The 11,153-nt window shown below is 38.1% G+C and carries 13 protein-coding genes; 12 read left to right on the top strand and 1 reads right to left on the bottom strand.

Going from position 1 to position 11,153, the window contains the following annotated elements:
• The first annotated feature begins 105 nt into the window (after window positions 1-105).
• From BS333_RS21410 to BS333_RS21385, 5 genes are all read left to right on the top strand, one after another.
• Entirely contained in the window at window positions 106-648 is a 543-nt protein-coding gene (locus BS333_RS21410) for a hypothetical protein (RefSeq protein ID WP_021711781.1), read from the top strand.
• Window positions 649-935: 287 nt separating this feature from the next.
• The gene (locus tag BS333_RS21405) at window positions 936-1,508 is read left to right on the top strand and encodes a hypothetical protein (protein ID WP_021711780.1); all 573 of its coding nucleotides are present in this window, start codon (window positions 936-938) and stop codon (window positions 1,506-1,508) included.
• A 359-nt stretch (window positions 1,509-1,867) separates the two neighbouring features.
• On the top strand, window positions 1,868-2,149 hold the full coding sequence (locus tag BS333_RS21395) for a hypothetical protein (RefSeq protein WP_227739178.1): 282 nt from the start codon (window positions 1,868-1,870) through the stop codon (window positions 2,147-2,149).
• 318 nt (window positions 2,150-2,467) lie between these two features.
• Window positions 2,468-3,196 carry a hypothetical protein gene (locus tag BS333_RS21390; RefSeq protein WP_021711778.1) on the top strand — a complete coding sequence of 243 codons (729 nt, stop codon included), beginning with the start codon at window positions 2,468-2,470 and terminating at the stop codon, window positions 3,194-3,196.
• A 41-nt stretch (window positions 3,197-3,237) separates the two neighbouring features.
• Window positions 3,238-3,417, top strand: coding sequence for an AraC family transcriptional regulator (locus BS333_RS21385; protein ID WP_021711777.1), 180 nt, complete (start codon window positions 3,238-3,240; stop codon window positions 3,415-3,417).
• Between the two features lie 147 nt (window positions 3,418-3,564).
• Here the strand turns inward: BS333_RS21385 and BS333_RS21380 are convergent, their stop codons facing one another.
• A complete protein-coding gene (locus BS333_RS21380) occupies window positions 3,565-3,762 on the bottom strand; it encodes a hypothetical protein (RefSeq protein ID WP_033004517.1) in 198 nt (65 codons plus the stop codon).
• Between the two features lie 578 nt (window positions 3,763-4,340).
• Between BS333_RS21380 and BS333_RS21375 the strand changes: the two genes are divergently transcribed.
• The 7 genes from BS333_RS21375 to tnpB all read left to right on the top strand — a co-directional run bounded on the left by BS333_RS21375 (window position 4,341) and on the right by tnpB (window position 11,116).
• Complete coding sequence (locus BS333_RS21375) at window positions 4,341-5,966, top strand: SNIPE associated domain-containing protein (protein WP_021711775.1); 1,626 nt, start codon at window positions 4,341-4,343, stop codon at window positions 5,964-5,966.
• Window positions 5,959-6,348, top strand: coding sequence for a hypothetical protein (locus BS333_RS21370; RefSeq protein ID WP_021711774.1), 390 nt, complete (start codon window positions 5,959-5,961; stop codon window positions 6,346-6,348). Before BS333_RS21375 ends, BS333_RS21370 begins: the two co-directional genes overlap by 8 nt.
• 206 nt (window positions 6,349-6,554) lie before the next feature.
• Window positions 6,555-7,085, top strand: coding sequence for a hypothetical protein (locus BS333_RS21365; protein WP_021711773.1), 531 nt, complete (start codon window positions 6,555-6,557; stop codon window positions 7,083-7,085).
• Between the two features lie 142 nt (window positions 7,086-7,227).
• Complete coding sequence (locus BS333_RS21355; protein ID WP_021711772.1) at window positions 7,228-8,775, top strand: hypothetical protein; 1,548 nt, start codon at window positions 7,228-7,230, stop codon at window positions 8,773-8,775.
• Between the two features lie 112 nt (window positions 8,776-8,887).
• Window positions 8,888-10,081: a hypothetical protein gene (locus tag BS333_RS21350; protein ID WP_021711771.1), complete on the top strand. Its 1,194-nt coding sequence runs from the start codon at window positions 8,888-8,890 to the stop codon at window positions 10,079-10,081.
• 352 nt (window positions 10,082-10,433) lie between these two features.
• A complete protein-coding gene (gene tnpA / locus BS333_RS21345) occupies window positions 10,434-10,763 on the top strand; it encodes an IS66 family insertion sequence element accessory protein TnpA (protein ID WP_021711801.1) in 330 nt (109 codons plus the stop codon).
• Window positions 10,760-11,116, top strand: coding sequence for an IS66 family insertion sequence element accessory protein TnpB (gene tnpB, locus BS333_RS21340; RefSeq protein ID WP_021711800.1), 357 nt, complete (start codon window positions 10,760-10,762; stop codon window positions 11,114-11,116). Before tnpA ends, tnpB begins: the two co-directional genes overlap by 4 nt.
• Window positions 11,117-11,153 lie beyond the last annotated feature (37 nt).

Genomic DNA, 11,153 nt, shown 5'->3' with positions numbered 1-11,153 from the left:
GGTTCGTGAGGTTTTTGCAACAAGTTCAGTATAATTACTGTTGTGATTGGTTGCGTATAATTGCAGAATAAATTCGTCTACAGTGCGTTGTAAGTTATTGAAAATATGATCGAAATATTAAGTGTTGCTGCGGCGATAATTGCTTCTGTAGGAGGAAGTACTCTAATCGTAGCAGCATGTTCTAATTGGTTGGCAAAGCTCTGGGCATCAAGAATGCTCCAAAATGAGAGAGCGTTACATGCAGAGAAGCTAGAATGCATAAAAAATGAACTAGATTTGTTAAAACAAAAGGATGTAACTAGACATCACGAAAAATTAGCAATCTATAAAGATGTTATACATTTAGTTTGTTTAATTTTGCGCGATTTGGAATCTGTTGCAGTTCGTAAGCAACCAGCCTTAAGCGAAGAGGTTGAGCGTTCGTTCTCACTAAATCGCACAAAGGCTTACGGTTATATAGCACTCGTATCAAGTCAAAATGTTTTAGATAAATACAATGATTTGATCGACTACTTTATCCCTATTGTTTACGAAAGTAAGCCAGGTTCATGGATTGAAATGCGAGGAAAGGCTGATGCAATGTTGAATGCTATGCGCCTTGATCTTGGTATTAACGAAGAAGAAATGATGTATCGGGGAACGCGTTAATTCAACAAACTTGTAAGTAGAGTAAAGAATGACTTCATCATCAATAAAAAAGAAAAGTACATACAGCAAGTCATTACAGGTCATTGTGAGTTGATGCTGTCAGCCACATAGTTCAAAACATAGCAAATAAGGATTAAGCGTTGGGTAGCTTGACGAAACGGGCCTGGTTGAACAAATATGTCCCTTTTCAGGGCTTGTTGATTTTTATGATAAATGACAGCAACATAGATTGAATGTAAACACGGAAAAACTCTGTCTATAAGAGTTATAGCAATTTAAGGATGACTATGTCTGAAAGTTCACCAGTTGAACAGCTAAGCTCAGAAATCGAATCTTATTTAAAATATAGGAGTCAATTGGTTGAGGGCGAAACCAAGGTTTCTGAGGGACTTGATAAAGCTGTGCTTGCAATTTCAAGTGCAGGTCTAGGTTTAACATTTACCTTGTTTGATAAGCTCTATATTGAGGGTAATGTTGACAGTTTGATATTTGCACAATCGAGCTGGTTATTTTTTGTGATCTCGGTGTTCTTTGTTTTATCTAGTCTGCTGCTTTCAGGACACTTGTATTATCGTAATAGGGAGCTTTCAGATAGAATTATTCAGAACAGAATAAGTATTAGAAGTGCGATTCAAAATGAAGATGATGAGGTTCCTGAAGAAGAGAGGTTTTCTGAGAATGAAAAACTAGTTTTTGTTGCTCGCCTTTCACACTACTTTGGTGCGATAGCACTGTTTCTTGCTATTGCTTTGTTTGGACTATTTGTTTTCCATAATACAGATTTTCAAAAGCTTGAATCAAATCAAGTAACAGAAGTTGGACAACCAACGGATACAACGGAGATAAAAGACGATGAATGATAAAACCCCACCTAGACCAGTTGATCAGCCAAGAGAAACGCCAAGACACGCAGTCCCACCGCCACCGCCCCCTCCGACTAGACCAACGAGACGCGGTTAAAATTGCTATAACACACGTTTTAAATCTGACTCGAAAACGCGTGCAGAACTCGCTAGCGCTCAGACATGGCACGCGTTCATTCACAGTTGGGTTTGTTCAACCCGCCAAAGATGTGCTCAGATAGGTACCTCAGAAACATCTTCAGTTTTTGCAACAAGCCCTTAAATCCGTATGGTGCGAGGAATCAGTTATGGCCGATAGGCGGCCAGTATGACTTGGAGAGTGACACATTTAAGGATGAGTGGGGAAAAGTGAGGTGATGCGCGATTTTTATCTGTCCAACCTCAAGCTTCAGAACCTAATCAAAAATTACATCGAGAAAGATAAGAAAGACGGCGATAACCCTGAACAATATCAAGGCTTTGACCCTGATGAAGCGTTTTTTAAACGCAAGAATGGTGATCACTTCAAAATTAAGCGTAGAGACACTGAAAGGGGCAATGTTACATACCATTACAACGCTCTGAATGCTCACATAAAGCGAATATTGGCAGACTCAGGCATCGAGCAGCCTAGTATTCTTTCAGGGCGTAGGGAGTAGGACGTTTGTAGTCTGTTTGAAACGGCAAGGTGTGGATACGCCAACAATTCACCTGATGCTTGGCAATAAATAAGACTCTAGAAACCACATCGAGGTTTATTGAAACGGACACCGTGAGTATGCTATCAATTGCTAATGTGACTTTTTAATATGGGATAGACACGTATGACAGGTATTAGTAAGATGCTAACAGAATTTTTGTAGGGATAGAAAAGGAAAAAACCCAAACATAGATGCTTGGGTTCTCTACTTCGTATGTCTACAAGTGGAGGCTAACGCCCGCGAATCTCGTAGCTAGTGGTATAAGGATAAGAAAAAATGACGCATCCGTCAATTGATTTAACTAACGTTGCGCTTTCGTTATCGGAAACTAGGCTGAAAACCTTTCAAGATTACTACGGACATCCGTATTGTATCAATAGTGCAATGAGCCTGTATGGATGGAATGGGCAGGTTAGTTCTGCGTTTATGTTACCGCTTCATATATGTGAGGTTATAGTAAGGAATGCCGTTCATCAGGTTCTCACGAAAACGTATGGTGAGAATTGGCCTTGGAGTGAGGCTTTCGAACGTTCTTTGCCAGCTAACGGGCGATACAGTCCTCGTAGAGATCTTATTAGTGCAAGGCAGCGACAAACGACCACTGGTAAAGTTATTCCAGAGTTGAAGTTTGTGTTCTGGCAGAAAATGTTTACCAGTCGCCACAAAACCCGCTTGTGGGACGCAGAGATATTGAATACTTTTCCGAATGGAACAGCTCAGTTAACAGCAGAACAGCTTCTATTAAATATATACAAATCATTGGAATCTATACGTTTAATTAGAAATCGGATCGCACATCACGAGCATTTAATTAATCGCAACCTGTATGATGATTACTCAAATATTGTTCAACTGATATCTTATCGATGTACTGATTCAGTTAACTGGCTTAAGTCGATTGAGCAGCTCTCACCACTGCTTTCAAATAAGCCAAATAGACAAAATATTATGCGCCCTCTAATATCTGGATGCCATTATCAACCAGTTCATAGGCAAATTAACTAGACATATTTGACGGGTTTTAAGGAAGGGTATACTAAACACATATGATAGGTAAAGTTATTACGGAATTTCAGAGAATAGCCAATGAAAAAGGTTGGACTTTTGAAGAAATCGCAAATCGTTGGGGTAAGTCGGAACGCCAGTTATCACGAATAGCAAAGGCGGCAGAACAGCGCGATATGGATGCTGTAAACTATTTACCAAAGAATAACAAAACTAAGTAGGGAATATTGATGCCTAGTGATGACCAGTATTTTGAATGTTGTCGCGTTAGAGGCCAGTTAGATAAAAAGTTCCACAATTTAAACGCCGAGGAACTGCAAATCCTCTCTTATTGTGAGTTTGTAATCAGAGAGTGGGAAGATAAGTACTTACCTTTTTAGATTATGAGGGAATAGGATAGTTGCCTCTGGGTCACAATCTACAAGCATCATTTCTAAGATATCGACTTCAACTTTAACCATCTCCACTTTATCTGCTTTAGCTTTGGCAATAATTGCGCGCACTTTTTTAAGCTGTTCATTGATTTCTTGCTCGATCTCAGCGAGCTCATCGTGCATCAGCTCCACGTTCCTGTTCCTCTTCAATTCATTGCCTAGAACAAACCTACCATGCTGATAATCAAACTTACTACTCAAAAAAACCTCTTTGCGTGACAACACAGGGCTTTTGGAAACAAGATGTTGATTAAGTCGCACATGGTGTGAGGTGGCCTGTAACGATCAGGCCTTACGGAAAATGACTATAGAAATAGATTGTCGAAACGATAAATAATCTATTTTGTGAAAATAAATACCGTATGATATGTTGTCTTGAGTGATTAGGTGTTGATGGTATGTTACGTGGCCGAGAAGTAAAGGGCGGTAGCGTTCTTAAACTATTTAAAGTTAGTGTTAAGTTACATTTCTATATGCGGTTATTTGAGCTGCTAGAACTTTCATAAGACCATAAATGCTATTGCTTTTTCGGCAAGATGGAAAGAACAAGGTTAACAGCCTTATCTTGCCAATGCCAAAAGCTAAACCGCGAAAGTTGTCAGGTAGTTGTGGCACAAAGAATGAGAAATAAACTCTCTTAAGTTCTTTGTTGATATTAGATAGTGAGTCCTTTCTCAAGCAGTTAATGGTAATAGATCTAGGTTGGAAAGATGTTTGGATTTGTCAAAAAGTCCCTCTTGTTAGATGCTCAAGCTAACATCACTGGGCTTGAAAAGCAGTTAAATGAAGCGAAAGAAGAGTTATCGAGTATTCAACAAGTTTTAGCCTCTCCTGAATATATGAAGGCTACAGATTTAATACAGATCGAAGAGGAGTTGTGCGTTCTTAGAGCGACTTGCCATGATGTTAGGGCCCAAATCGAGAAAGACCGAGAGGCCGCTAAAGAGCATCTTTCTGTTATAGAAAAACAGTGTGCACTGATAGTACAAGATAATGAGAGTGTCATAGAGCGCGCAAAGTCAGAATTGGCTGAAGAAACTTTGAACGCACATAAACAAAAAGACTTAATTTTGTCTGAAGCGAACGTCGATCGTGAAAAAATTATCAGCAATGCAGAAGTTGAAGCCCAAGCCATTGTTGATAACGCTAAGGTTCGTGTAGAGAAAGTACTAGAAGATATTGAGAAAAAAATCGAAGCAGGGGAAACCCGAGAAAAGCAACTTTCTTGTAGTATTGATAAGCTTCGAGAAGAGTTACGCGATTTGGAGTTAACTAAAGAACATCATGAGCTTCTATCTACAGTGACGCCATTTGAACAACTTATTGATGGCCCTACTAGCGATGAAATTAAAGTCTCTTTACAACAAGTAAAAAATAAACAGAAGGATCTGATAAAACAAGGTAACGCATTTGAGATTCTTCAAGACATTCTCTGGAATGACAATCTTGCTAAAGGCAAAGCAAGGCAAAAGAGACATGGTAAATTTCTGATAACTGCTTTTAATGCAGAAGTAGACAACATTATAGCCAACACTAACGCCCGTAATTTTACTGCTAATGCAAAAAAAATAGACAAGTGGTTTCAAAAGGTCAATAAGAGTGGTGATGATAGCTACGTAGAGCTGAATAGAACCCTATTATTTTTACGTTTAGAAGAGCAGCGGCATGTCTTTGAATATAAATATAAAAAGGAGATGGAGCTAGAGGAGCAACGATTCATGAAAGAGTCATTGCGTGAAGAAGCTAAAGTAAAAAAAGAGATAGAAAGCTTTGTCACTGCTCGTGAAAAGGAAGAAAAAGCTTTTCAACAAGATTTGAGTGATGCTCTAGCCAGAGTTCAAACATCTAACCAAGAAGAAGTAGAAAAACTCAACTCTTATATCGAAGAGTTGAAGCTTAAACTAGAACGTACGTCTTCAGAGAAAGAGCGAGCACTAAGCATGGCACAGCTCACAAGATCAGGATACGTCTATATTATCTCAAACAAGGGATCGTTTGGTGAAGATGTGTACAAGATTGGAATGACACGACGTTTAGAGCCTATGGATCGTGTTAAGGAGTTGGGTGATGCATCTGTTCCCTTCTTTTTTGATGTCCATGCGCTTATACCATCTGATGATGCCCCAGCACTGGAAAGCAAACTTCATTCTAAGTTTGCTTCTCGAAGAGTTAACAAAGTTAATCACCGAAGAGAGTTCTTTAACCTGACCTTTGAAGAGGTTGAAGAAGCTTTAAATGAGTTTGTTGAAGGTGATTTTAACTTGGTTCGGGATGTTGCTGCTACGCAGTACGAAGAGTCCAAGTTTTTAGAGGAAAGAGAATTGGTTAATGGCTAGTATAATAAGCGACCTAAAGCGTATTCAACGTGTATCCTCAGTTGTGACACGCGCTACTGAGCGCTGCTTTCCTAGCGCACAAGTATCACGAGTAATGTGTGAATATAGTGACGGTGAGTTTTCCATTGAGCTGTCAGCTACAGTTTTGGATTATCACGATATTGATGTTGATATTTGCTGTGTGAATGCTGAGAAATGCACATCAATGTTTATCGACAGCATCTTAAACTCAGTTGATAGGGTAATTAGAAGACTAGAGAAAGAAGAAAAAGAGTTTCAAAGTGATTTAAAAGAATACGGTGAAGCGTTCTCAGAAAGCCCAGCAGCGCAATTATCTTCTGCGTTAATGTACAAACAAATTGTAGCTGGCATTAAATCGTGATTATTCATGGCTTTCACTAGTCAATTAGGGCTTGTATCTATGTAGTATGAGACCATAGCGAATAAACTCGGGATAAATCGTAGAATGATGAGCGAACACGCCTAGTTGATCACCCATCACTGACACTGAGATTGACATAGCTTATGACGGGTAATGGTAATTTAGTCATCAATACCTATGCGTCAATAGAATTTTGAGACCATTAATTGAAATATAAAGATTTGTCGCGAGTTGTATTAGATCCATATAGCACAGAAAAAAGTATCGAATTGCTAAAGCTGCATGGAGTTAGTGCGCCTGATTCTGTAATTGAACAGTTTTACATTGAGCATAATGATAACAGTTCCTTTTTAGGTCTCTACGGTGATCTGTCACTTCCCGACTTAAAGTGGGATCTCGTTGATTTTGATACGTCGAAATTTTTGCAAATAGGTAGTAATGCTTCATTTCCCGATTTCCTAGAGGAGGTATCTGAAGATGCATCGCATTTCCATTGTGTTGGAGAGGATGTTATCGATTGCCGAGAGGTCGTACTCAATCATTGGAAGAAACATGGCACTTGGTTAACTCCACCGATTTTTATTGATGCAAATGTTCTTGGAGGAAAAGATGGCATACCTCATTTGGTTGAGGGGCATTCAAGGGTTGGATGCCTGCTTGGTATCCAAAAATATAGAATCATTCCTTTGGCTGAAAGGCACAAAGTGTATTGGGGCTCTCTCCGAAAAGGCTCATAACAAGGATTGAAATTGATTCTTGATACGTGGCATTTTTGCTATGTGTTAAGTTTAATCTTTAACGAGATTTCAGCAACAATCAATATTGCGTTACTCATTTTTTAACAGGGCTTTAAGCCTCCTAAGGGTAGGATAACTTACGGTGAATATTGAAGAAGAATTGTTAGATTTGTTAGATTATTCAATTCGAGGTAGCGATAATAAATATCGTGATATTCAACTGATATTATTTTTCTTTGGCTTTCGTGGTGAGCAGTGGCCAACACTGGAAGATGCAGCTATTAAGTTTGATGTCGGGGAATCCGAAAAGCGCCGCTCTGAGAGACCGAGACAGATCATAAAAAATAAGTTCACTAGTAAAGTTGACATTAGCCAGCTACCTGTAGCTAGAAAAGTTTCCGAAGTAATAGAAAGTACAGCTTTTGTAACTGTAAATGAGTTATCTGATAAGCTCACTAGGATGGAATTAGTGCCTGATAAATTCAGCATTAAGGGCCTACTCAACTTGCTACAGCAATTAGGGTTATGTGAAAATTATAATATTTATACTAATACGTTAGTTCAAGCGTCAAGAAATACAATAGGTCTAGAGAAAAAACTATATGTCTTAAACTCGACTGAAGTGAATGATATACGCGCAGCATTAAGAATGATTATGGTATTTCCTGGACTAGTGGGCATTGCTAATTTCTGCACGTTTTTTGAAAAGAATAAGCACTATAAAAAATATGAAGAAATTCTATTGGATATCCTAAGATCGAAGAATGAGGCATGGATATCAACAATTGAAGGTCAGATTTACTACATCATAGAAGATCGTGAAAATACACTAATAAACAATCTCGAAAAGATAAAAAATATCGCCTCTTCAGTGAATATAGATACACTTAGTATTGTTCTCGCCAACGCTTTTAAACGCAGAACTTCGCCGAAAGGTAATAATTACCCTAATATCAATGTGATCGAAAGTTATTTGAAGTATTCAAGGTTTACTAATTTTAATGGAACTACGGTTAAGTTGAAACTCGAGGCAACAAGCTTGAATGAAATTGAACAGGATGTTATCGATTTTATGCGGGGCAAGGGGCCTATTAGTTTCGTTGATGTTAAAAATTATCTGGAAACACTGAGCTACAGTAAACCTTCAATAGATAAAGCGATCCTAAATTCACCATTGGTATATGCCGATAAGTCCCTAAGGAAGAGTTACACGTACACTTTACTTGGCTCTGATAATTATGAAATAGTCGAGCGATTAGAGCGTTATAGTCTTTTCAAGGAGAAGCTATTGAACATTTGTGAAGACGGCACAGACTCTGACACGTCAGCAAATAGGAGAAAAGAGCAACATATCCTTCGTGAATGGCTGTTTGGGGATAAAGATACGGAAAAGTGCGCTTCCTGTAAAAATGAATTCTCGACCCAGTCTTTGGTAACTGCACACAAAAAACCAAGAGCCATGTGCTCTTTTAATGAACGGGTTGACCCTTATATTGTGATGCCGATGTGCAAGTTTGGTTGTGATCATCTTTATGAATTAGGAGTTATCAAAGTTCAAAATGGTGTAATTTGCTCAAATCTGCCAATTGGCTCCGGATTCGAATCGCAATATGTCAGTTCTCTTCTAGGGAAACCTCTTGATCAACAATGGCTGGAGGGAAATCAGAACTACTTTGAGACAGATGTTTAATACAAAGTATTATATTAAAATAACTACTACTCCATTTTTGTTTAGAGAAAGAACCAAAATAGGGATTATTAAATTTTACTTTATAACAGATAATTGATAAAAATTATAAACCATGCTCAGAAAAAATAAGATAATTAACTTTACAATTAATTCTGCTACAAATTTAGATAAAGAAATATTGGCAAATTGCTCCGTTGATGAAGGTGCTAATAATATTTGCATAAAATTGAATGATATGCTTAATATTTTACGAGCAAAATTAATAAATCCTTCAGACCTGTCTGATGCCGATGTAATGCTAAACTACGTAGGCGGTATTTTAAAGCCTAAAATTATCATGGAGAAACTAGATACGAAAACATCACCCAATGAGAGTCAAATACAAAGGAAATTAAGCCTTTCTTTTATAAGCGGTGTGAACCAACCTTCTGAGATAAAAACAAATTGGGCCGAACTGGTGTGGTCTGCACTAATGATGGGTAAATCAACCCTTGCTAATTTGGCCGCACCTTATAAAATTTATGACTTAAAAATGCGCGCCTTTATGCTACGAGCTCTACTTAGTGATAATAATCTGCAAATTGTACGCAGCCAAGCTTATCAAGATATGGAAGCGTCTGAAAAAGCCAATGCCAGCTTTTGGTTAGGGATGTTTATGACCAAGCTTATAGCCGCAAGAAAATTGAATTGCTACTTTGTAACTCATGCCCAAAACTTGAAAAGTGATGAACATTTAAAAAAGCTATTTTATACAACAAGTAAAAAATTACCGGATTTGTTCGGTTTTGTTCCATATCAAAAAACACTACTTGTTTTTGAAGCAAAAGGAACTTCCAATCAAAGAAGTAGTAAAACTATTAATAAAGCTAAATCACAACTCGAAGAATCGATTCACTTAAATTCTAATATTAATAGATATATAACTTATAGTTACTTCAAAAAGAGTGGAGAAAAAAGCTTGCTCCAAATTGAAAATATAGAAGTTGATAGTTCATGTTATACGATTGATAATAAAAGCTTAAAGCAACTATTAGAGAATTATTACCAGCCTCTAAAAGGTTTAGACGCTATTTCGATATCTAATTTAGAACAAATGGGCATTTACCTTCGATTTACCAATACACTAAAAGGATATTTAGAGGGGCAATCTGATGTCTTAGCCTTTTTGAATGAATTAAAACAAGTAGATAGTGAAAATGAAGTTCCTCTATTTATTGATCGCAAAGATTTAGTAAGTCAGGGGTATCAATTGTTTGGTGACGGTGTCGCGATCAGATTAGATCCAAATTTTTGGCCAACTCACTAAAGAGCTATAAAATTGCCATTATCCTGAGGAACCTTGGTATACACATCTACAAGTTTTGCAACACCACTCTATACAGCTGACCATCAAACAACTCTAAATGCAAGATTCTGATTGCTAATTCAATTATCGCCAATCTTAGCTTTAAAGAAATTACTCATACACATAGTTAATTATCATTTGAGCATTCGAACTTATGACGACTTCCAAAATCGATTTGAACGACCTACACGACAAGAACATAAACTATTTGATTGGTGCAGGAGCATCGTAAGCGTCTCTAAATCGACACCTTCTTATGATGGATCATTCTGAGTAACCTAATTTACTTCACTTATTTCCATCATGAGGACGTATGTCAAACCAGCTAACCTCCAAAGAGTGGTCTGCACTCATCCAAAATTATCATCAAAGTGAACTTTCACCCTCTGAGTTTTGCCGTCATCATGACATTGATCTCAAGGCCTTTAAAAGTCAGCAACGTAAATTAAAAGCTGCCTCAGACGAAGACAATCCATTCATCTCTGTCTCTCCACCGACTGCGCAGGAAATTGAGTCCGCTCGGGCTCGACTTCAACAAAATTATTCCTCTTTGCGCCTTGATGTCGGAGCCTGCCAGCTATATATCCCTGCATCTGTGACCCCTCAATGGTTAGCCCAAGTTATTCGTGAGATCACCCAATGAAGAGACTTATTGAAACCAGCAACATTTATCTTCATAAGGCCCCTGTTGATTTTAGAAAAGGGATAAATGGCCTGAGTTTAGTGGTTGAGCAGCAAATGCAGCTCAACCCATTCAGCGAGGCATTATTTGTTTTCTGCAATCGAACCCGTGACAAAATCAAAGTACTCTATTGGCAGCGTAATGGCTTCTGCCTTTGGCAGAAGCGCCTGGAAGAAGATAAGTTTGCTTGGCCACGAAAAATGCCCGGTTCGACTTTGTCACTCTCACAGGAGCAATGGCAGTGGCTCCTTGATGGCCTTGATATCGAAAAAATAAAACCACATCGAGCTTTGAATTACCAAAGTCTCAGCTAAAAATAAAAAAAACAATGGTATATAAGGAACTTAGACC

The organism is Vibrio azureus (genome assembly GCF_002849855.1).
GTDB lineage: Bacteria > Pseudomonadota > Gammaproteobacteria > Enterobacterales > Vibrionaceae > Vibrio > Vibrio azureus.
Note: the sequence above shows the minus strand (reverse complement) of the source record. Positions and strands in the feature narration are given on the sequence as shown.

Excerpts from the sequence above, each read along its gene's own strand:
- BS333_RS21395 (WP_227739178.1), top strand. The coding sequence starts at position 1,868 with ATGCGCGATTTTTATCTGTCCAACCTCAAGCTTCAGAACCTAATCAAA.
- BS333_RS21375 (WP_021711775.1), top strand. The coding sequence starts at position 4,341 with ATGTTTGGATTTGTCAAAAAGTCCCTCTTGTTAGATGCTCAAGCTAAC.
- BS333_RS21350 (WP_021711771.1), top strand. The coding sequence starts at position 8,888 with ATGCTCAGAAAAAATAAGATAATTAACTTTACAATTAATTCTGCTACA.
- BS333_RS21385 (WP_021711777.1), top strand. The coding sequence starts at position 3,238 with ATGATAGGTAAAGTTATTACGGAATTTCAGAGAATAGCCAATGAAAAA.
- BS333_RS21410 (WP_021711781.1), top strand. The coding sequence starts at position 106 with ATGATCGAAATATTAAGTGTTGCTGCGGCGATAATTGCTTCTGTAGGA.
- BS333_RS21390 (WP_021711778.1), top strand. The coding sequence starts at position 2,468 with ATGACGCATCCGTCAATTGATTTAACTAACGTTGCGCTTTCGTTATCG.
- tnpA (WP_021711801.1), top strand. The coding sequence starts at position 10,434 with ATGTCAAACCAGCTAACCTCCAAAGAGTGGTCTGCACTCATCCAAAAT.
- BS333_RS21405 (WP_021711780.1), top strand. The coding sequence starts at position 936 with ATGTCTGAAAGTTCACCAGTTGAACAGCTAAGCTCAGAAATCGAATCT.
- tnpB (WP_021711800.1), top strand. The coding sequence starts at position 10,760 with ATGAAGAGACTTATTGAAACCAGCAACATTTATCTTCATAAGGCCCCT.
- BS333_RS21370 (WP_021711774.1), top strand. The coding sequence starts at position 5,959 with ATGGCTAGTATAATAAGCGACCTAAAGCGTATTCAACGTGTATCCTCA.